At 64.1% G+C, this 20,369-nt stretch carries 20 protein-coding genes and 1 riboswitch; of the genes, 14 read left to right on the top strand and 6 right to left on the bottom strand.

Translation table 11 applies throughout. The annotated features are described in order from the left end of the window. Nucleotide 1: 1 nt before the first annotated feature. From FHS69_RS07470 to FHS69_RS07460, 3 genes are read right to left on the bottom strand one after another with little or no spacing between them, the layout of a single operon-like run. Nucleotides 2-580, bottom strand: coding sequence for a DUF1989 domain-containing protein (locus FHS69_RS07470; RefSeq protein WP_166777202.1), 579 nt, complete (start codon nucleotides 578-580; stop codon nucleotides 2-4). Further along, nucleotides 577-1,278 carry a guanitoxin biosynthesis heme-dependent pre-guanitoxin N-hydroxylase GntA gene (gene gntA, locus FHS69_RS07465; protein ID WP_166777201.1) on the bottom strand — a complete coding sequence of 234 codons (702 nt, stop codon included), beginning with the start codon at nucleotides 1,276-1,278 and terminating at the stop codon, nucleotides 577-579. The genes FHS69_RS07470 and gntA overlap by 4 nt, the downstream gene beginning before the upstream one ends. Beyond that, entirely contained in the window at nucleotides 1,275-1,457 is a 183-nt protein-coding gene (locus tag FHS69_RS07460; protein ID WP_166777629.1) for a hypothetical protein, read from the bottom strand. The genes gntA and FHS69_RS07460 overlap by 4 nt, the downstream gene beginning before the upstream one ends. A gap of 235 nt (nucleotides 1,458-1,692) precedes the next feature. Here FHS69_RS07460 and FHS69_RS07455 point away from each other — a divergent pair, with 235 nt between their 5' ends. The 5 genes from FHS69_RS07455 to FHS69_RS07435 are packed head-to-tail and all read left to right on the top strand — an operon-like array spanning nucleotide 1,693 to nucleotide 7,434. Continuing rightward, complete coding sequence (locus tag FHS69_RS07455; RefSeq protein ID WP_243844591.1) at nucleotides 1,693-2,844, top strand: FAD-dependent oxidoreductase; 1,152 nt, start codon at nucleotides 1,693-1,695, stop codon at nucleotides 2,842-2,844. A 44-nt stretch (nucleotides 2,845-2,888) separates the two neighbouring features. Then, complete coding sequence (locus FHS69_RS07450; protein ID WP_166777200.1) at nucleotides 2,889-5,027, top strand: FAD-dependent oxidoreductase; 2,139 nt, start codon at nucleotides 2,889-2,891, stop codon at nucleotides 5,025-5,027. Nucleotides 5,028-5,054: 27 nt separating this feature from the next. Then, entirely contained in the window at nucleotides 5,055-5,486 is a 432-nt protein-coding gene (locus FHS69_RS07445; protein ID WP_166777199.1) for a hypothetical protein, read from the top strand. A gap of 21 nt (nucleotides 5,487-5,507) precedes the next feature. Continuing rightward, nucleotides 5,508-6,782: a nucleoside transporter C-terminal domain-containing protein gene (locus FHS69_RS07440; protein WP_166777198.1), complete on the top strand. Its 1,275-nt coding sequence runs from the start codon at nucleotides 5,508-5,510 to the stop codon at nucleotides 6,780-6,782. Nucleotides 6,783-6,828: 46 nt separating this feature from the next. Next, on the top strand, nucleotides 6,829-7,434 hold the full coding sequence (locus tag FHS69_RS07435) for a CDP-alcohol phosphatidyltransferase family protein (RefSeq protein WP_166777197.1): 606 nt from the start codon (nucleotides 6,829-6,831) through the stop codon (nucleotides 7,432-7,434). Here the strand turns inward: FHS69_RS07435 and FHS69_RS07430 are convergent. Further along, the gene (locus FHS69_RS07430) at nucleotides 7,424-8,221 is read right to left on the bottom strand and encodes a DUF1499 domain-containing protein (protein ID WP_166777196.1); all 798 of its coding nucleotides are present in this window, start codon (nucleotides 8,219-8,221) and stop codon (nucleotides 7,424-7,426) included. The genes FHS69_RS07435 and FHS69_RS07430 overlap by 11 nt on opposite strands. Before the next feature lie 127 nt (nucleotides 8,222-8,348). Between FHS69_RS07430 and FHS69_RS07425 the strand changes: the two genes are divergently transcribed. The 4 genes from FHS69_RS07425 to arsH are packed head-to-tail and all read left to right on the top strand — an operon-like array spanning nucleotide 8,349 to nucleotide 10,946. Then, nucleotides 8,349-8,678 (top strand): ArsR/SmtB family transcription factor, encoded by a 330-nt coding sequence (locus FHS69_RS07425; protein WP_094063733.1) that lies wholly within the window; start codon nucleotides 8,349-8,351, stop codon nucleotides 8,676-8,678. A gap of 12 nt (nucleotides 8,679-8,690) precedes the next feature. Further along, nucleotides 8,691-9,125 carry an arsenate reductase (glutaredoxin) gene (gene arsC, locus FHS69_RS07420; RefSeq protein WP_166777195.1) on the top strand — a complete coding sequence of 145 codons (435 nt, stop codon included), beginning with the start codon at nucleotides 8,691-8,693 and terminating at the stop codon, nucleotides 9,123-9,125. Nucleotide 9,126: 1 nt separating this feature from the next. Then, on the top strand, nucleotides 9,127-10,197 hold the full coding sequence (gene arsB / locus FHS69_RS07415) for an ACR3 family arsenite efflux transporter (protein ID WP_166777194.1): 1,071 nt from the start codon (nucleotides 9,127-9,129) through the stop codon (nucleotides 10,195-10,197). After that, on the top strand, nucleotides 10,194-10,946 hold the full coding sequence (arsH, locus tag FHS69_RS07410; protein ID WP_166777193.1) for an arsenical resistance protein ArsH: 753 nt from the start codon (nucleotides 10,194-10,196) through the stop codon (nucleotides 10,944-10,946). Before arsB ends, arsH begins: the two co-directional genes overlap by 4 nt. Here the strand turns inward: arsH and moaA are convergent. Together moaA and FHS69_RS07400 are read right to left on the bottom strand one after the other, a co-directional pair. Continuing rightward, a complete protein-coding gene (moaA, locus tag FHS69_RS07405) occupies nucleotides 10,943-11,920 on the bottom strand; it encodes a GTP 3',8-cyclase MoaA (RefSeq protein ID WP_166777192.1) in 978 nt (325 codons plus the stop codon). The two genes, arsH and moaA, sit on opposite strands and share 4 nt — an antisense overlap. A gap of 45 nt (nucleotides 11,921-11,965) precedes the next feature. Then, a complete protein-coding gene (locus tag FHS69_RS07400) occupies nucleotides 11,966-13,984 on the bottom strand; it encodes a glycoside hydrolase family 3 C-terminal domain-containing protein (protein ID WP_166777191.1) in 2,019 nt (672 codons plus the stop codon). Between the two features lie 130 nt (nucleotides 13,985-14,114). Between FHS69_RS07400 and FHS69_RS07395 the strand changes: the two genes are divergently transcribed. Genes FHS69_RS07395 through metH form a run of 5 tightly spaced genes read left to right on the top strand, consistent with a single transcriptional unit; the run spans nucleotide 14,115 to nucleotide 20,180 of the window. Further along, nucleotides 14,115-15,086: an ArsR/SmtB family transcription factor gene (locus FHS69_RS07395; protein ID WP_166777190.1), complete on the top strand. Its 972-nt coding sequence runs from the start codon at nucleotides 14,115-14,117 to the stop codon at nucleotides 15,084-15,086. Then, the gene (metF, locus tag FHS69_RS07390) at nucleotides 15,083-16,009 is read left to right on the top strand and encodes a methylenetetrahydrofolate reductase [NAD(P)H] (RefSeq protein WP_341801731.1); all 927 of its coding nucleotides are present in this window, start codon (nucleotides 15,083-15,085) and stop codon (nucleotides 16,007-16,009) included. The genes FHS69_RS07395 and metF overlap by 4 nt, the downstream gene beginning before the upstream one ends. Continuing rightward, complete coding sequence (locus tag FHS69_RS07385; protein ID WP_166777189.1) at nucleotides 16,006-17,046, top strand: homocysteine S-methyltransferase family protein; 1,041 nt, start codon at nucleotides 16,006-16,008, stop codon at nucleotides 17,044-17,046. The genes metF and FHS69_RS07385 overlap by 4 nt, the downstream gene beginning before the upstream one ends. Then, nucleotides 17,043-17,570 (top strand): GNAT family N-acetyltransferase, encoded by a 528-nt coding sequence (locus FHS69_RS07380; RefSeq protein ID WP_166777188.1) that lies wholly within the window; start codon nucleotides 17,043-17,045, stop codon nucleotides 17,568-17,570. Before FHS69_RS07385 ends, FHS69_RS07380 begins: the two co-directional genes overlap by 4 nt. Nucleotides 17,571-17,576: 6 nt before the next feature. Further along, nucleotides 17,577-20,180, top strand: a complete 2,604-nt coding sequence (gene metH / locus FHS69_RS07375; RefSeq protein ID WP_166777187.1) for a methionine synthase — start codon at nucleotides 17,577-17,579, stop codon at nucleotides 20,178-20,180. A 56-nt stretch (nucleotides 20,181-20,236) separates the two neighbouring features. Continuing rightward, nucleotides 20,237-20,333, top strand: a riboswitch (glycine riboswitch). Nucleotides 20,334-20,369: the final 36 nt, after the last annotated feature.

The following is a 20,369-nucleotide window of genomic DNA, read 5'->3' as shown; positions in this document are numbered from 1 at the left end:
GTCAGTCCAGCTCGTAATCGATCGGCTTGAAGCTGCCGCCGTTGGAATCATAGGCGGAGCAGGCGGTCAGCCCGATGATCAGGTCCATTTCGGCGCGCAGCACGATCCGGTCACCCGCCTTGCTCACCGGCGGCTTGACCGCGATCAGCCCGCTTTCGCCGTCGACCGGCACGTTCATGAAGACATTGAACGCAGTCGGGATGTCGTCGGGTCCGATACCGTATGGCTCCAGCGCCTCGGCGAGATTGCCGAAACAGCCACGATGGACGGGCTTGTCGGGATAGAAATGTTCGAAAGTCGCGGTCGAGCACGGGGTAAGCAGGAAATCGTGGCGCTTTACCGTGTCCTCCACGATCGACAGCATAGGGTTCGACCGGTTCGACCACAGCCGGTTGCCCGTGCTCAGGCGCAGCGTCTCCTCGTAATCGAACGTCCGGCCGTTGGAGATCACCTCGCGCACGTCCTGTACATTGTAGGCGAGCAGGTCGGAAACCTGGCTGCCTTCGGGGTCGATAACGGTGAGGGACGCGCCCTTGGCCAGTTCGAAAGCGGTGCCGCTGCGCGGGGGAATGCGAGTCATGATTTCTCCGATCGGGGATCGCGGAACGGGCAGGCCCAGCCATCGTCGACTGCGCGCCCGCTGTACTGGCGGGCTTCACTGCTTTCGCCGTGTCGCGCGAGCATGGGGTTGATATCGCCCGCCAGTTCGCGATCGCGCTCGAGGATCGCCTCGCGCATGCGCTCGTAGCGCCCATCTTCGCGCAGGGTCTCGAACTGGTCGTGCAGGTTGAAGACCATTGTCGGATAGGCGAACCGGCGCGCCGGGCGCGATGCGGCGGGGTTGAGCCCGACGACGAAATAGGCCTCGCCACCGAAGCTGAGCGAGAAATGCGGATCGTCCGGGTCGGGGCTGACATCCGTATCGTAAGGCTGGCCCAGCCAGTTGTCCTTTTCGGCGAAGGACTGGAGGCGCTCCCAAAGCAATCGTTCGAAAGCGCCTTCGTCGATATCGCCCGGCTGCTGGAAGATCACCGCCATGCTGCGCAAGCCCTCCGGATCGTCGCGATAGCGGTCCGCCCAGTCGAGCAGACGGTTGTGAATGCGCAAATCGTCCCAGCCGCTGCGCATGTCGTGCGCCACGACAACTTCGAGCAAGTTGCGCGCGGCAGCCGATTTCGCGCCTACGCAGGGAAAGGCGCGATCGGCGATATGCGCGCGAAATTGCGCCTCGATCTCCTCGGCTCGCGTGTCCTCGACGGCCAGCACTCCGCCATTCATTGCGCCGCAACCCCTTCGGGTACGAAGTCGAATGCGGGATCCTTGCCCCGGCCCATCGACCAATTGGCCTGCATCCGGACCTTGGGATTGGGGGCGCACCATATCTCGCCCGAATGGTCGAGCGCGGTCACCCAGAGCAGATTGTGTTCGGCTCCATAGTCGATCACGGCAAAGGCCATGCCTGTGCCCTTTTCGGTAACCACGACCGGAAGCGGTGGATTGAGTTGCGTGAACACGAGAGCATCCTTGCTGCGGCAGAAAAACGCCGCGAGGTCGGCAGGGGGGCCGGCTAACCTCGCGACGGCGTGCGCGCCTTTTGGGACAGCCGCGCATCGGCATAGGTTGAAACGCGGCTGGGGCGCGCTTGGTTTCCGCACTGACAAGCGTTAGCTTGACGGCGCGCGATCGATTGACTTGCCCTTTCATGCCGCGCAGTTGCGGATGATGCGCGACGGGCGGCCAACTATCCTGCTGATCGGCGGCGGTCACGCCCATTGCAGCGCGCTGGACGCATGGGCACGGCGCGGAACGCCGGATGCCCGGATCGTCCTGCTCTCCCCCGATCGCCACACGCGCTATTCGGGCATGATTCCGGGAACGCTCGCCGGCCGATATGATGCCGGCGCGGGTCTGATCGACCTCGATCCGATCGCCCAGCGGGTGGGTGCCGTGTTCATCCGGGATCGCTGCATTGCGATCGATCCCCGGGCGCGCAGGGCGTTCACCGCCAGCGGGGAGCCTATCGCTTTCGACTACGCATCTATCGACACCGGCGGCACGGGGTACGCGGCGCGCGTCCTGGGGGAGGACCCGCGGCTGGTGGACGTGCGGCCCATCGCGAGTTTTCTGTCCCGTCAGGCTGAACGTGACCGGGCTGCGGAAAAGCCACCGCGCCACATCGCCGTCGTCGGGGGCGGCGCGGGCGGGATCGAGCTAACCTTCGCGCTACGGCAGCGCTACGCCGAGGCATCGACGAAACTCACTCTGGTCGCGGGACATGCGGGCGTGCTGGAGGGCTTTTCAGCCAGCGTGCGTCGCGTGGCGCGAAGGGAAATGGCGCGGCAAGGCATCGCCCTGGTCGAGGAAGATGCGCGGCTTGAGCATAGCGCGTTGTTGGCCGGGCCGCATAGGCTCGAGCCGGTCGACATGATCGTCGCGGCGCTCGCCGCAGCTGCGCCGGACTGGCTGCGCGACACGGGTCTCGAACTCGACGCAGACGGCTTCATCGCGGTCGATCGGTATCAGCGTTCGCTGTCGCACCCCTTCATTTCGGCGGCGGGCGATGTCGCCGCTCGGCAGGATCGCGCGGTTCCGCATGCCGGAGTGCATGCGGTCCACGCGGGTCCCGTTCTGGCCGCCAATCTTCGGAATATGGTCGAGGGGCGCGCACCGGAAGACAGCTATCGACCGCGCCCCGCCAGTCTTTTTCTGCTGTCGACCGGCCAGGACGAGGCTATCGCGAGCTATGGCCCACTGGCTGCGCAAGGCCGCTGGGCTGCGCGTCTCAAGCACTGGATCGACACGCGCTGGATTGCGCGTTTCAGAAAATCGGCCTTCTCAGTGTAACCCACGATTGGGACGCGACGAACCGGCGGGCAACAAGGGACATCATGAAAAGACTTCTCATCATTGCGGCGCTCGCAGCGCTGGTCGCGGCCTATTTCTTCTTCGGGCTGGGCGACTACCTGACCGTCGAGGGCATCAAGCAGGTCGCAGGCGATGTCGGCGCATATTACGAGCGCAATCCCGCGCAGGTGATTGCGGGCTTCTTCCTGGTTTATGTCGCCGTCGCGGCGGCATCGCTGCCCGGTGCGGCCGTCATGACGCTGGCCGCGGGAGCGTTGTTCGGCGTGCTGGTGGGCACGATCATCGTCTCTTTCGCCTCGACACTGGGGGCCACGCTTGCCTTCCTCGCCTCGCGCTATGTTCTGCGCGACGGCATCGAAGCGCGCTTCGGCGAACGACTGCGGACGGTCAATCAGGGGCTTGAGCGTGATGGCGCCTTCTATCTCTTCACCATCCGGATGATTCCGCTGTTCCCTTTCTTCGTGGTCAATCTCGTCATGGGGCTCACCCGTATCGGGACCTGGACCTTCGCCTGGGTCAGCCAGGTCGGCATGCTGCTGGGCACGATCGTCTACGTCAATGCGGGCACGCAGCTTGCGCGTATCGACAGCCTGTCGGGCATCGCTTCGCCGGCGGTGCTGGCATCCTTCGCGCTGCTGGGCATAGCGCCGTGGTTTGCCAAGGCGATCATTGGCTGGATCAAGCGTCGCAAGGTCTATGCGGGTTTCAACCGCCCGAAGAGCTTCGACCGCAACCTCGTGGTCATCGGCGCCGGTTCCGCAGGCCTGGTATCAGCGCTGATTGCGGCGACGGTGAAGGCCAAGGTGACGCTGGTCGAAGCGAACAAGATGGGCGGCGACTGCCTCAATACCGGTTGCGTGCCGTCCAAGGCGCTGATCAAGAGCGCCAAGGTCGCCGAACAGATGCGCCATGCGGATCGCTATGGCATCACGCCAACCGAACCTGACATACCCTTCGGCCAGACGATTGAGCGGGTCATGCAGGCGATCCGCACAATCGAACCGCATGACAGCGTCGAGCGCTACACCGGCCTGGGTGTCGATGTTGTCGAAGGCTACGGCAAAGTGGTTGATCCCTGGACGGTAGAGATCGCGCGCAAGGATGGCGTGACGCAGCGGCTCACAACACGCGGCATCGTGATCGCGGCGGGGGCCGAGCCCTTCGTGCCGGCCATCCCCGGTCTGGAGCGGAGCAAATATCTGACCAGCGACACCATGTGGGACGCGTTTGCGAAGATGGAGCGTGCCCCGGCCCGCGTTGCCGTGCTCGGCGGCGGCCCGATCGGCTGCGAGCTGTCGCAGGCGCTGGCGCGGCTCGGGTCGCGGGTCGCGCAGGTCGAGATGGCGGAGCGCGTGCTGGGCCGCGAGGATGACGAGGTATCCGCGCTGGCGCAGGCTTCGCTCGAAGCCTCGGGTGTCGAGGTGCTGACCGGACATCGCGCCGCACGGGTCGAACCCGGTCGCCTGATCGCGGATCGCGACGATGGCGAAGTCGCTATCGAATTCGACGTGTTGATTGTGGCGGTGGGGCGCGCCGCTCGGCTAACCGGCTACGGGCTCGAGGATATCGGGATCGACACAACGAAGACAGTCGTGACCGATGACTTTCTCGCTACGAGATTTCCCAACATCTACGCGGCGGGCGATGTCGCGGGCCCTTATCAATTTACGCATACGGCCAGCCATCAGGCGTGGTTCGCCAGCGTCAACGCGCTGTTCGGCCAGTTCAAGCGGTTCAAGGCCGACTATCGCGTGATTCCGGCAGTGACCTTCCTCGATCCGGAAATCGCGCGCGTAGGGCTGAACGAGCGCGAGGCGCGCGAACAGGGCGTGGAATACGAGGTGACGCGCTACGAGCTCGACGGGCTCGATCGCGCCATCGCCGACAGCGAACGTCAGGGGTTCGTCAAGGTTCTGACCCCGCCGGGCAAGGACACCATTCTCGGAGCGACCATCGTCGGAGCGCATGCCGGCGAACTGCTTGTCGAATATGTTCTGGCGATGAAGCACAAGCTGGGCCTCAACAAGATCCTCGGCACAATCCATTCCTACCCGACCATGGCAGAGGCGAACAAATTTGCCGCTGGCGAGTGGAAGAAGAAGCACAAGCCCGAAGCGCTGCTGGCGCTGGTGAAAAAGTACCACGCCTGGCGCCGCCGCTAGGCGGGTACGGGCCACAGGAGATTTACAATGCTCGCCAAGATTTCCCTGCTCATCATGCGTATCGGAACCGGCATGCTGCTGGTGCTGTGGGGTGGTGCGCGGCTGCTCAGCGACGGGATGGGCGCCAAGCTTGCCGAAAAATACTACGGCGGGGTCGGCGCTGCCAGCACCTTCCAGCTGGCCTTCGCAACTGTCGAGGTCGTTATCGGCGCGCTGGTAGTGCTGGGGCTGCTGCGCAAGGTGTCGTTGATCGGTGCGGCCGTGATCCTCGTTGGCGGCGCCTTCCCGATCTGGCGGCACTTCCTCGATCCCTTCGGCCAATACCTCTTCGCCAATCCGGAAGACGCCAACCTGTTGTTCTTCCCTTCGATCACGGTTGCTGGCGCGGCGCTTGCGCTCATCGCCTTTCGCGAACATGACCGCTGGGCGCTCGACAACCTGATCAAGCGCAAGGACTGATAGCGCCGGAAGGGGGCGGGCGTGGACCTATTCGATCAGTTTCGCGGCTTGGCGGGCATTGTGCTGCTGGTGCTGATCGCTTGGGCGCTGTCGGAGAACCGCTCCGAACGTCCGTCATGGCGGTGGATCGCCGGCGCGCTGATGCTGCAGGCAGCGCTGGCGCTGCTGATCGTGCGCGTTCCTTTCGTCTGGAGTGCGGTAACGCTGGCCAATGAGGCGGTGGCCGCGATCGAGCGGGCCACGCTTGATGGATCGTCCTACATGTTCGGTTACCTTGGCGGCGGGCCCTTGCCCTTCGCCTTGCGCGAAGGGGCCGATGCGCCGGTAATCATCGCCTTCCAGATATTGCCGCTGGTGATCGTCTTTTCCGCGCTCGCCGCGTTGCTGTGGCACTGGGGTGTGCTGCGCTGGCTGGTCAGGGGCCTGTCTTTCCTGCTCCAGCGTACCCTGAAGGTAAGCGGCGTGGTCGGCTTGTCCGGCGGGGCAAACATGTTTCTCGGGGTGGTCGAAAGCCCGTTGGTCGTGCGCGCCTATTTTGCGCGGATGAGCCGCGCCGATCTGTTTCAGGTCATGGTGCTGGCGATGGCCACTATCAGCGGCGCGATACTGATCCTTTACGCAACCACCCTGTCACGCACCGTTCCCGACGCGGTCGGCCACATGATCTCAGCGTCGCTAATCTCTCTGCCCGCCGCGTTGCTGGTGGCGAAATTGATGGTTCCCGGCAAAGCCGACGACAATCGGGACGACGATCGCGCCGATGAGCCCGGGCTGAAATTCGAATCGAGCATCGATGCGATCATCAAGGGGACGATGGACGGCATGCAGCTGTTCCTCGCGGTGATCGCCGTAATCATCGTTGTCTTTGCACTGGTGTCGTTGGCGGATCAGTTGCTGGCGCTGCTGCCGCTGGTCGATGGCGAGGCATTGACGCTCAAGCGATTGTTCGGCTGGCTGTTCGCCCCGCTGATGTGGCTGGTCGGCATACCCTGGGCCGAAGCGCAATCCGCGGGCAGCCTGATGGGCACGAAGGCGATCCTCAACGAATATGTCGCCTATCTCGAACTCGCGGCGCTTCCGGAAGAGACCTTTTCGCCGCGCAGTCTCTTGATCGTCACCTACGCGCTGTGCGGCGTGGCCAATCTCGCCAGCATCGGCTTGCTGGTGTCGACCATCGGCACGCTGTGCCCCGAACGGCGCGGCGAGGTGGCGGGACTGGGTGTGCGCAGTTGGATCGCAGGCAATATGGCAACTGCGATGACCGGCGCTTGGATCGGGCTGATCACATGGGCGTGATCCTCGGACAGCCATTTGCGCGCCTGGGGGAACGGGTGAGCTAGCGATGTTCGATGCGAAATTGAGACCTCTGATCGATCCGCCGCTCAACCGGATGGGGATGGCGCTCGCCCGATCGGGCGTATCGGCGAACCTGCTGACATTCACCGGGTTGTCGCTTGGTCTGGCGGGCGCGGCCGCGATTGCCTTTGGCCATCTTCTTTCCGGCTTAGGGCTCATTATTGCCAATCGCTTGCTCGACGGTCTCGATGGGGCGGTCGCACGTGTTAGGGGACCGACGGCTCTCGGTGGCTATTTCGACATCGTGGCCGACTTCGCTTTCTATGTGTCGGTGCCGCTGGGGTTCGGCGTGCTAAACCCGGCGAACACGCTGGCCGCACTGGTGCTGGTGGCAAGTTTCGTCCTTACCGGCGTCAGCTTTCTCGCTTTCGCGGTGATCGCTGCCGAGCGCGGCGAGCGGACCGAGGCGCATGGGCGCAAGAGCTTTTTCTACTCGACCGGTCTTGCCGAGGGTGGCGAGACCATTGCCGTGTTCGTCGCCTTCGCGCTCCTGCCCGCGTATTTCGTCCCGCTTGCTTATGGCTATGCGGTGCTTTGCGTGCTGACGGTGATCCAGCGCAGCGTGCTGGCGATCATGCAATTCAGGGATTGAGGCGCGCGGCGACCGCATCGCGCAATGCCGCGATACGCGCGGCATTGGCCCCGAGATCGCTCATGCCGACGCGCGAAACCGAGCGGAAATCGATCTGCCCGTCGGCGACACGTGCGACGATGTCGTCCTTGAAACCGAACCAGAACGTTTCCGCGACGCCTTCCACCCGCCCCGCGGCTGGCTCGGCGGTGACCTCGGTGAAGCCCATCTCTTCCATGGCTGCGACAACGGCCTCGATCGCATCCTGGGGGGCGGCATCGCCGAGCGGGAGCGGCGCGAGATCGGGATAGGACGCGGCGATGATCTGCGCGTGCGACTGCTCCGCCAATGGGGCGGGACTGTCCGCCCACATGGCGAATTCGCCGATCGGTACGCTGTAGTCATTGAGCGGGTTCGCCTTCGCCTCGCTGCGGAGGTCCAGCACCCGCTGCGAGAAAGTGGGCGGAACGGTCGTATCGGTCGCAATATCGTGGATCGGGGGGATGTCCGCCGCCTGGCCGCGGATATGGCCGAGGCCTACGAAGATGCCGACCGGAATCAACAGCGCGATCAGCGACACCAGCCATCCTTTGCGCGGCTTGCGTAACAACACCACGATCAGCGAAATCAAGGCAGCGAGCGCAACCACGCCCATCAGGATCGGGCCGGTCTGGATGGTCAGCGTCAGTAGCCCCGTGCGCCAGCCCCACAGGCCGAACTTGGTCCCCAGCGCGGCCAGAGCGAAATAGAGCGGCAGCAGAAGCGCGAGGATCAGGGCGAAGCGGCTATGCCAGGGAGCTTTTGTCATGGCCCGCATCCTAGCGGAGCGGCGCGAGGCTGCAATTGCGCAATTGGCAGTTGGTTGATCGACCAGATTTATCGGAAAATTCCGATGGATCTTGCAGAGATGCAAAAGTATCGTTAAATCCCGATGCATGAACCCCGAACAGGCCCTCGCCGCGCTTGCTGCGCTGTCGCACCCGACGCGATTGGAGGCGTTCCGCGCGCTGGTGAAATACGCACCGGGCGGACTGTCCACGGGCGAGCTGGTCGACCTGTCGCAGCTGTCGCAAAGTACCTTTTCGACCCATCTCGCAGTGCTGGCGAAAGCGGGGCTGGTCACGTCAGAAAAGCGCGGTCGCCAACAGATTCAGCACGCCAGCATGGATACGCTGCGCGCCCTGATGCTCTTTCTCGCCAATGACTGCTGCCAGGGCCGCGCCGAATTGTGCGAGCCGCTGATCGCCGAACTCTCCTGCTGCTGAAGGATCGCATCCGTGACCGACATTGTCATCTACCACAATCCCGATTGCGGGACCTCGCGCAACACGCTCGCCATGATCCGCAATTCGGGGATCGAGCCGCATGTGGTGGAATATCTCAAGACGCCGCCAAGCCGTACCATGCTCGAACAGCTAATCGAGCGCGCGGGTATCTCTCCGCGTGCGTTGCTGCGGGAAAAGGGGACGCCCTATGCCGAACTCGGCCTCGATGATGATAGCCTTGCCGATACCGCACTGGTCGATGCCATGATGGCGCATCCGGTGCTGATCAATCGGCCCTTGGTGGTATCGCCGCTGGGTGTGAAACTGTGCCGCCCTTCGGAAGCGGTGCTCGATCTGTTGCCGGTCCAGCAGCGAGGCGCTTTCAGCAAGGAAGACGGCCAGAAGGTCGTGGACGTCGACGGCAACCGGATCGATGGAGCTGCCTGAGATGACCGGTGCATCGCGCCCGCACCTGTCCTTCCTGGATCGCTACCTGACGCTATGGATTTTTCTCGCCATGGCGGGAGGCGTCCTGCTCGGTTCGCTGGTCGAAGGCCTCCCCGCCGCAATCGACGCCATGAGTATCGGCACGACCAATATTCCGATTGCGATCGGGCTGATTGCGATGATGTATCCGCCGCTCGCCAGGGTCCGCTACGAAGAGCTTCCGCGCGTGTTCGAGGACAAGCGCGTGCTGGCGATCTCGCTGGTCCAGAACTGGATCATCGGTCCGGTGCTGATGTTCGCGCTGGCGGTGATCTTCCTGTCCGACGAGCCCGCCTACATGACCGGCCTTATCCTGATCGGGCTGGCGCGCTGCATCGCGATGGTCATCGTGTGGAACCAGCTCGCACGCGGAGACAACCAGTATGTCGCCGCCCTGGTCGCCTTCAACTCGATTTTCCAGATCCTGTTTTTCAGCGCCTACGCCTGGTTCTTCCTGAGCGTCCTGCCGCCGCTGTTCGGGCTCGAAGGCAGCGTGATCGATGTCGCCTTCTGGACCGTGGCGCAGGCAGTGGCGATCTATCTCGGTATTCCCTTCCTCGCCGGTTTCCTGACCCGCCGCTGGCTGGTGCGCGCGCGGGGCGAGCAATGGTACGAGACCCAATTCCTGCCGCGCATCGGCCCGCTAACCCTTGGGGCCTTGCTGTTCACCATCGTCGCCATGTTCAGCCTGAAGGGTAGCGAAATCCTGACCATTCCCGGTGATGTCGTGAAGATCGCGATCCCGCTGACGATCTACTTCGTGGTCCAGTTCCTGATCAGCTTCTGGATGGGCAAGCTGATCGAGGCCGATTATCCGCGCACCACTGCGGTGGCATTTACCGCGGCGGGCAACAATTTCGAACTGGCGATCGCCGTGGCGATCGCCGCTTTCGGACTGGCTTCCCCGGTCGCCTTCGCCGCAGTCATCGGCCCGCTGGTCGAAGTGCCCGTGCTGATTGCGCTGGTCGGTGTCGCTACCCGACTGGGCCGGCGCTGGTTTCCCATGACAGCACCCCAGAGAACAAACGCATGACGCCCCCATCATTTACCCGCCTGCGTACGCTGAGCGATCCCGATCGCCTGCCCGCTCTGCGGCCCGAATTCGCGCATCGTCAACCCTCAGCCGGGCTGGGTCCGCTCGATCACAAGCCGCGTATCCTGCTGCTCTACGGTTCGCTGCGCGAGCGTTCCTTCTCGCGTGGCGTGATCGAGGAAACCGCCCGGCTGTTACAGTATTTCGGGTGCGAAACGCGGATATTCGATCCGTCCGACCTGCCGCTGCCCGATCAGGTGAAGGACGACGATCACCCCGCGGTCGCCGAATTGCGCGAACACTCGCTCTGGTCCGAAGGACAGGTGTGGTGCAGCCCCGAGCGGCACGGCCAAATCACCGGCATCATGAAGACGCAAATCGATCACCTGCCGCTCGCCTACAAGGGGCTGCGGCCCACGCAGGGGCGTACGCTGGCGGTAATGCAGGTGTCCGCCGGCTCACAATCGTTCAACAGCATCAACACGCTACGCGTACTGGGGCGTTGGATGCGGATGTTCACCATTCCCAACCAGTCGAGCGTGGCCAAGGCCTATATGGAGTTCGACGAAGCGGGGCGGATGCGCCCCTCGAGCTATTACGACCGAATCGTCGACGTGGCGGAGGAACTGACGCGTTTCACCGTGCTGTTGCGGGGTCATTCGGACCAGCTTGTCGACCGCTATTCGGAGCGCAAGGACCGCGACGAACCGGTCGACACCCATGTCGAGGCGGCAGGGCTCTCGCGCTAGCCGCCGGTGACGCTCATGTGCCGCGTCAGAGCAGGCTCGCGGCGGGCGATGTCGAAATCGTGTCGTAGCGGCTTGCCGGCCAGCAGCGTGTCGAGCGCGGCATCGAGCGCCTCCTCGCCCCCGCCACGTATGACATCGCGCAGTTCGACCTTCTGGTCGTGCCCGAGGCAGCCATAGACAGTCCCGGTTGCGGCAATGCGGATGCGATTGCAGCCAGCGCAGAAGTTCTCGGTGAGCGGCGTTATCAGCCCCAGGCGCGTCTGCGTCTCGGCGACGTCGTAATAGCGTGCCGGGCCGCCGGTCCGGTGGAGCGAGGGGACCAACGTGAACGCGCGTTCGAGATCGCGGCGGACGGCGTCTAACGGCAGATGCGTCGATTGCCGATCGAGCGAAACCTCGCCCAGCGGCATCGCCTCGATCAGCGCGAGATCGCAGCCGCGCCTGCCGCTCCAGGCGAGCAGGTCGACCATCTCGCGCTCATTGATGCCGTTCATCGCGACCGTGTTGATACGCACCGCTATCCCGGCTGCCAGCGCTGTATCGATACCTGCAACCACGCGGTCGAACTCGTCGCGTCGCGTGAGCTCGGCAAAACGCGCGCGGTCGAGCGTATCGAGACTGATGTTGACCCGCCGGATACCGGCCTCGGCAAGATCGTTCGCCATTTCGGGCAAGCGCGTTCCATTGGTGGTGAGCGTCACCTCCTCGAGGCCGTGCGCGCTCAGCGCGGCGATCCGCCGAACGAGGTCGACGATTCCCTTGCGCACCAATGGTTCGCCGCCGGTCAGGCGGATCCGGCGCACCCCGCGCGTTACGAGATGCGCGCAAAGCGTTTCGATCTCCTCGAACGTCAGCAGGTCGCGGCGCGGCAGGAACTGCATGTCTTCCGCCATGCAATAGGTGCAGCGCAGGTTGCAGCGGTCGGTCACCGACAGGCGAATGTAATCGATCGAGCGGCCATGAGCATCGCGCATGTGGAGGCTCTACACATGCGGCAACGGTGCCGAAACCGAAATCGCTCAGCCGGTATCCCTCAATCGGTCGAAGAGCGCGGGCAGCGGGCCGGCTGCCATTGCGCGAGTCATCGTTTCGGCAAGCGTGGGCAGTACCGCTACGCTGGTCGGTCGAGCCTGTTGTTCGCTTAGGCCGAGCGCGAGATCGTAGGGGCCGGGCTGGACGACGAACCGTCCATTGCGTTCGAAGCGACCGAGGTGATCCCCGCTTACCTCGAACATCAGCCGCCGGGTCTCGCCCGCCATCAACGAGATGCGCTGAAAATCGGCGAGTTCGGCAGGTGAACTGCCCCGCTTGTCCGGGCGACGCAGATACAGTTGCACCGTCGCGGTGCCCTCGCGTGGGCCGCGGTTCTTCAGCACCGTACTGAGGATAATGCGGTCGTAGCTCAGCTCGACGCCGGTCTCGCCAAGGGCGAATTCGCAGTATCCCATTCCGTGGCCGAGCGGCAGGTCCGGGCGACCCTCATCGACCAGGGCAAGGGGCAGGCGCCCCCGCGGCGCGAACTCGCCGGTCAGCACTTCGGCGATTGCATGCCCCGACATGCTACCCAATTGCCCGGCGTGGAGCACGCAAGGCATGCGCGTGCCGCGGACGATCGGATCGAGCGGTCGCGAGCCCAGTGTGACCAGCACGATGTTGGGATTGATCGCGTGGAGCGATTCAAGCAGCGTGCGCTGCGCGGCACCGAGTTCACTACACGGACCCAAGGCCACGATGACGGTTCCGGCCCGACGTGCGGCCTCGCTGGCCATGCCGATCGCCATATTGTCCGCGTCGCGCAGATCCCAGCTTTCCCCCTCTTCACGCAATGCCAGCCCGGGGACGCAGCGATGCGCCAGACCGAGCGCTTCCAAGCCGTCGACCAGGCTGGCTGCCTCGCCTCCCGCCTCGCCATTGGGCAGTCCGCGATCCGCCGCAGCATGTCCGACAAGCAGGATTTCGCCCGACGCGATGTCGAGTGGAAGCAGGACGGGCGCGTTGCGCAGCAGAACGATCGCATGGCGCGCGCTGTCCAGTGCGGTCTCGCGCGCGAGTTCCGGAGACCAGTTGTTCGCCTTCGTGGCGCCGTTGGCCTGGGTGCGGAAGAGATCGAGATCGTATTTTGCACCAAGGACCTTGCGCACCGCATCATCGAGCTGGCGAAGCGGAATCCGCCCTTCGGTTACCGCTTCCACGATTGCATCGACCGGCATGGCCGACAGCAGATCGGCTGGTGCGGTGTGCCCGGCGGCCCGGGCGATCGCGCTCCATTCGGCCAGATCGATGCCGTCGAAACTTCCCGGCCCTGCGATGGGAGGGGCAGCCCGATCGATGTTCTCGGCATCGTCGCCAGATTCCACGAGCCGTCCCAAGGCCACGCTGCCCGGCGGCGTATTGCGCAGAATCCCGGCCACCAGCCGGAGCTTTTCGGTCAGAAGTTCGGGTGTCCGGCGGTCGGTCCAGCTCGCGCCGTCGGTACGCAGACATGCGAGCACGCCTGCGTCGTCGCTGTCGTCCGCCTGATAGCCGCGGATCGTGGCCGCAGCCAGAAAGCGGGCGAGAACTTCGGATTCCCCCCAGCAATCGGCCAATACGCGATCATCGCTGCCGGTGTTCAGGCCGACCTCTGGCGCGAGCAGCCAGGTGTTGCCCGCCGCGCGTGCTTCGGCGGCAATGGTGCGGGCCACACGGGTGACGGTCGCGGGGGACCACGTGGCGGCGAGGGCGAGCGGTGCGGGCATGACCACGCCCGTCCCTCGTCCCGGCGTGTCGGCGAAAAGCATCGGGATTCCGAGACGGGAACCCTCGATCGCGAGTTTCTGGCACGAAGCCAAGCGTCCGGGATCGGCACGTCCCACTAGCGTTCCCAGCCGCCCGCGTCGCAATTCGGCGCGCACGGCTTCGATCTCGTCCGTGTTGTCGGGGTCTGGGACCGGCAGCGCGGCCAACTGTCCCGCCTTCTCCTCGACCGTCATGATGGCGAGCAGGTCTTCGACGAAACGCTCGCGTTCGGCGGCGTGATGGGATGGGCGGCGGACCATGGTCCACCGGTTTCCTCCAGATAGGTAAACATACGGTGTCGAACGTTGTCAAAGACCGGTTCCACGCGTTCGCAGTCTATGGCGGAAGGTGATTTACAGATATAAAAATATCTTTATATCCATTTGAGCAATGCGAACCGAACTGATCTTCCGCGCTCTCGCCGACCCGACGCGCCTGCGTATCATGCGCTTGCTCGGCTCGATGGAGTTGGCCGTCGGCGAGGTTGCGCAGGTGCTTGGCCAGAGCCAGCCACGTGTTTCGCGCCATATCGGCATATTGTGCGACGCAGGGCTGGCCGAACGGCGGCGCGAGGGTAGCTGGGTATTCCTGCGCGCGGGAGCCAATTCGGGCGAGGCACCACCACTGAGCCGCGCGGTTGCCGAACTGCTGGTCGAGGCCGAAGCGGCAGACGCGCAATTCGCCGAGGAATGTCGCCAGGACCGACGCAAGCTGGCCGAGATTCGCGAGCACCGCGAAAGCGAAGCGCTGGCCTATTTTTCCGACCATGCGGAAGATTGGGACGAGCTTCGCCGGATGCATTCCTCCGATGAAGCGGTCGAGGCCGCGCTGGCGCGGGCCCTCGAGGCACGGCCGCTCGGTCGCCTGCTCGATATCGGCACGGGGACGGGGCGCATGGCCGAACTGTTCGCCGAACGGGCCGAGCGTATCGTCGCGCTCGACAAGAGCCTGGCGATGCTCCGTGTGGCGCGTGCCAAGCTGCAGCATTTGCCGGCCGAGCGGGTCGAACTGGTCCAGGGCGATTTCGGTTCGCTGCCTTTCGCAGCGGACAGCTTCGACACGGTGCTGTTCCACCAGGTTCTGCATTTTGCGCAGGCACCCGCAATCGTGCTCGCAGAGGCTGCACGCGTTACCCGGCCCGATGGACGGGTGGCGATTGTCGATTTCGCCGCGCACCAGCGCGAGGAGCTGCGCGATCGCCATGCGCATGCGCGGCTCGGTTTCGAAGATTCCGCTTTGGCCGGAATGCTGGATGCAGCGGGGTTTGAACCCGCTGCGCCGATCGCTCTGGAAGATGGAGAACTGGTGGTGAAGATCTGGATCGCGCAACGCCGCGCGGCGGAGCGGGAGTTGGCCTCGTGAGCCCGACGATGGACCAGATGCGCGAAGCGCAGAGGGCTCTCGAGACGCCGCTGTTCTCGGGCCTGCCCGGTGATATCGAGGTGAGCTTCGAGTTCTTCCCGCCCAAGAACGAGAAGATGGGCGAAACGCTGTGGCGCAGCGTGGAAACACTTGCGCCGCTGGGACCCCGGTTCGCAAGCGTGACCTATGGGGCAGGTGGCTCGACCCGCGAACGCACGCACCAGCAGGTCGTGCGCATTCAGAACGAGGCGAACATACCCGCCGCCGCGCATCTCACCTGCGTGGAGGCCACGCGCGACCAGGTCGACGAGGTCGCCCGCCATTACTGGGACGAAGGGATCCGTCACATCGTTGCGCTGCGCGGCGATGCACCCGACGGCCAAGGCACATACCGGCCGCATCCCGATGGCTATGGCAATGCGGTCGAACTGATCGCCGGTCTCAAGCGCGTGGCCGATTTCGAGATTTCGGTGGCGGCCTATCCCGAAGTCCACCCGGACTCGCCCGATCGGCAGGCCGATCTGGACAACTTGAAGGCAAAGTTCGAGGCGGGCGCGACCCGGGCGATTACGCAGTTCTTCTTCGACCCCGAATGCTTCTTCGATTTCCGCGATCGTGCCGCGGCTGCCGGCATCGAGGGCGAAATTGTCCCCGGCATCATGCCTGTGCTCAGCTTCGCGGCAGTCCAGCGTATGTCCGGCCTGTGCGGCACCGCCATCCCGGACTGGATGGAAGGCCTGTTCGACGGGCTCGACGACCGTCCCGAAGCGCGCCAGCTGGTCAGCGCGACAATCGCCGCCGAACTGTGCCGCCGCCTCTACGCGGGCGGGGTGCGCCAATTCCACTTCTACACGCTCAATCGCGCCGAACTGAGCTATGCGATCTGCCATATGCTCGGTCTGCGCCCGAAAGTTGCCGCATGACCAAACGCGAAGAGTTCGAAGCTGTCGCCGCGCAGCAGATCCTGATCAAGGACGGCCCCTACGGGACCGCCATCCAGCGCGCGGGACTCGCGGCACAAGACTATGCCGCGGGCACCGATCTCACGCAGGAGCAGAAGGGCAATAACGACCTCGTGAACCTGACGCAGCCGCAGGTGATCCGCACGATTTGCGACAGCTATATCGACGCCGGGGCGCACATCCTCGCAACCAACACCTTCAACGCCAATCGCATCAGCCAGGCCGACTACGGTGCGGAGGCTCTGGTCCACGAGATCAATGTCTCCGCAGCGCGCATCATCCGCAAGGCGATCGACGCGCGTGACGATGGCGTGCCGCGCTTCGTCGCCGGAGCGGTGGGGCCGACCAACAAGACGTTGTCATTGTCCCCCGATGTCGAGGACCCGGGCTATCGCGAGGTCACTTTCGACGAGATTGCCGATGTCTATGTCGAGCAGTGCCGGGCGTTGCTCGAGGGCGGAGCCGATTTCATCCTGATCGAGACCGTTTTCGACACACTCAACTGCAAGGCCGCGATCATGGCGGTGAAGCAGCTCGAGCGCGAGCTCGGTCGCGACATACCGCTGATGATTTCGCTGACGCTGACCGATCTGTCGGGGCGCAATCTGTCCGGTCATACGGTGGAGGCGTTCTGGTACACCGTGCGTCATGCCAAGCCGCTGACCATCGGGCTCAATTGCAGTTTTGGTGCCGAACAGTTGCGCCCGCATGTCCAGTTGCTGTCGGATGTCGCGGATACCTATCTGATGGCCTATCCCAATGCCGGGCTGCCCAATGACCTGGGCGAATATGACGAACTTCCCGAAACGACCGCCGCCTTGACGCGGGTCTGGGCCGAGAACCGGCGGATCAATGCACTCGGCGGGTGCTGCGGTTCGACGCCCGCGCATATCGCCGCCATGGCCGAGGCCGTGGCCGGGCTGGCCCCGCGCGTGCCACCCGCCATCACCCCCGAAATGCGGCTCGCCGGGCTTGAGCCGTTTTCGATAGCCGCATGACTCGTGCACCCTCAGGCCATGTCGCGATCCGCGAGGCGTCGTCGTCGGATGCCGCACGCCTGTCGCTGGTCGCCGATGCGACCTTTCTCGAAACCTTCGCCGGCGTAATCGACGGCAACGCGCTGGTCGCGCATTGCGAAACGCAGCATGCCCCGGCCTATCTCGCCGAGCGGCTGGCGCATGGCGCGCGCGGGTGGCTTGCGGAAGCGGACGGTGCGCCGGTGGGTTACGCACTGCTGACCGCGCCCGAACTCGAGGCGGCCCGCGAAGGCGATATCGAACTGAAGAAGATCTACCTGCTGTCGCGCTTCCACGGTACCGGCACCGCTGCCGCGCTGTTCGACCATGCATTGGACGGCGCGGCAGGTTATGACCGGCTGGTGCTGGGCGTGAAGAACGACAACCATCGCGCGATCGCTTTCTATACCAAGCAGGGCTTCGCCCAGATCGCCACCCGCCGCTTCGATGTCGGCGGCACCCTCTACGACGATGTCGTGCTCGCGCGTGACCTCGAACGGACCTGATCCCACATGAACGATCTCACCACTGCCCGATTCGTCAACATCGGCGAACGCACCAACGTCACCGGTTCGGCACGGTTCAAGAAGCTGATCATGGCGGACGACTACGAGACCGCGGTCGAGGTCGCCCGCCAGCAGGTCGAGAACGGCGCGCAGGTGATCGACGTCAACATGGACGAAGGCCTGCTCGATGCCGAGCAGGCGATGACCACCTTTCTCAAGCTGATCGCGGCCGAACCCGATATTGCGCGCGTCCCGGTGATGATCGACAGTTCCAAGTGGGACGTGATTGAGGCGGGGGTCAAATGCGTCTCGGGCAAGCCGATCATCAATTCGATCAGCATGAAGGAAGGAGAGGAAGCCTTTCTCGACCACGCACGCAAATGCATGGATTATGGCGCTGCGGTGGTGGTCATGGCCTTCGACGAGACCGGCCAGGCCGATACGAAGGACCGCAAGGTCGAAATCTGCAAGCGGGCGTATGACCTGCTGACCGGAATCGGCTTCCCGCCTGAGGATATCATCTTCGATCCCAACATTTTCGCCGTGGCGACGGGGATTGAGGAGCACGATCGCTACGGGCTCGACTTCATCGAAGCGGTCGCGGAAATCAAGGCCAGCTGTCCGCACGCCAAGACCAGCGGCGGCCTGTCGAACCTCAGCTTCAGCTTTCGCGGCAACGAGACCGTCCGCCGCGCGATGCACTCGGTGTTCCTTTATCACGCCATCCCGGCTGGGCTCGACATGGCGATCGTCAATGCCGGCCAGCTCGACGTCTACGACCAGATCGATCCCGAACTGCGCGAAGCCTGCGAGGATGTCATCCTCATGCGCCGCCCGGATGCGACCGAGCGGCTGATCGACCTTGCCGAGAGCTACAAGGGCAAGAGCGCCGCCGACGAGAAGGCGGCCGAGGAATGGCGCGGCTGGGAGGTGCGACGCCGGCTCGAGCATGCGCTGGTCAAGGGGATCGACGCGCATGTCGTTGCCGATACCGAAGAGGCGCGCCAGCAGTTCGACCGGCCGATCGAGGTCATCGAAGGGCCGCTGATGGATGGCATGAACGTGGTCGGCGACCTGTTCGGCAGCGGCAAGATGTTCTTGCCGCAAGTGGTCAAGTCCGCGCGCGTTATGAAGAAGGCGGTGGCGCATCTCATCCCCTTCATCGAAGCGGAGAAGGAAGCCGGCGCCAAGGCCAAGGGCAAGATCGTCATGGCCACCGTGAAGGGCGATGTGCACGACATCGGCAAGAACATCGTCGGCGTGGTGCTGCAGTGCAATGGCTACGAGGTGATCGATCTTGGCGTGATGGTGCCATGGTCGAAGATCCTTGCCGCGGCGAATGAGAACGATGCCGACATGATCGGCCTGTCGGGCCTGATTACGCCATCGCTCGACGAAATGGTGACGGTCGCCGAAGAAATGAAAACGGCGGGCATGACGATGCCGCTGCTGATCGGCGGGGCGACCACCAGCAAGGTCCATACCGCGCTGCGCATCGACCCGGCCTATGACGGGCCCGTCATCCATGTCCTCGATGCCAGTCGCGCGGTCGGCGTCGCCAGTCGTCTCCTTTCCGATACGCAGCGCGATGCCTTCGTCGAGACCACCGCTTCCGACTATGCGCATGTCCGCGACGCCCGTGCGGGCAAGGGCCAGAGCGAACTGCTGGCGATCGATGATGCGCGCGCCAATTTCTACGACGCCTATCTGTCGGACAAGGCGGCCCCGCCGCTAAAGCCGGGGGTCCATGTGTTCGACGACTGGGATCTCGCCGAACTGCGCGAGTATTTCGACTGGACCCCGTTCTTCCGCGCCTGGGAATTGCATGGCACCTATCCCAAGATCCTCGAGGACGAAGTCGTGGGCGAAAGCGCGCGCAACCTGAAGGCCGATGCCGACGCCATGCTCGATCGGATCGTCGCGGAAAAATGGTTCACCGCGCGCGGCGTCGCCGGCCTGTGGCCCTGTGCTCGCCATGGTGACGACGTGATCCTCCACGATGCCGATGGCGAAACGCATACCGTGCTGCCCTTCCTCCGGCAGCAGGTGAAGAAATCACGCGAGCGTGCCAATATGTGCCTTGCCGATTTCATCGATCCCGCAGGCGACTGGCTGGGTGGCTTTGCGGTCGGCATTCATGGCATCGAAGAGCATTCACGCCGCTTCCTCGCCGAGAAGGACGATTATTCGGATATTCTGCTGAAGGCGCTGGCTGACCGCTTCGCCGAGGCTTTCGCCGAGCGGCTGCACCAGCACGTGCGCACCGATCTGTGGGGCTATGCGCCGCAGGAACAGCTCACCAATGCCGCGCTGATCAAGGAAGAATACCGCGGTATCCGGCCCGCTCCGGGCTATCCCGCCTGTCCCGATCACAGCCTCAAACCGATCCTGTTCGATCTGCTCGACGCGGAAGCGAATACGGGAATTAGCCTGACCGAGAATTTCGCCATGTACCCGACATCTGCGGTCAGCGGCTTCTATTTCGGTCATCCGGAAGCGCAGTATTTCGGCGTGGCACGTATCGGCCGCGACCAGCTGGAAGACTACGCTGCCCGGCGAAACGTGGATATTGCCACTGCCGAACGCTGGCTGCGGCCGAACCTGGATTGACCGGCGCGCGCTAATCGCGCAGGGCGTTCGCGTCGGCCGTGGAAGCGATTCTGCAGCAGGCGCGCACGGGAGAGACCGGGTGGCGGCGTCCATCCGGCGCCGAAGGAGCAACCGCCCCGGAAACTCTCAGGCTAAGCGGACCGTGCGCTCCATCGACACTCTGGAAAGCGTCGCGCGATTCTCGTGCGA

This window comes from Qipengyuania flava, assembly GCF_011762005.1.
GTDB classification, from domain to species: domain Bacteria; phylum Pseudomonadota; class Alphaproteobacteria; order Sphingomonadales; family Sphingomonadaceae; genus Qipengyuania; species Qipengyuania flava.
This window is presented reverse-complemented; position numbering and strand designations above follow the sequence as displayed.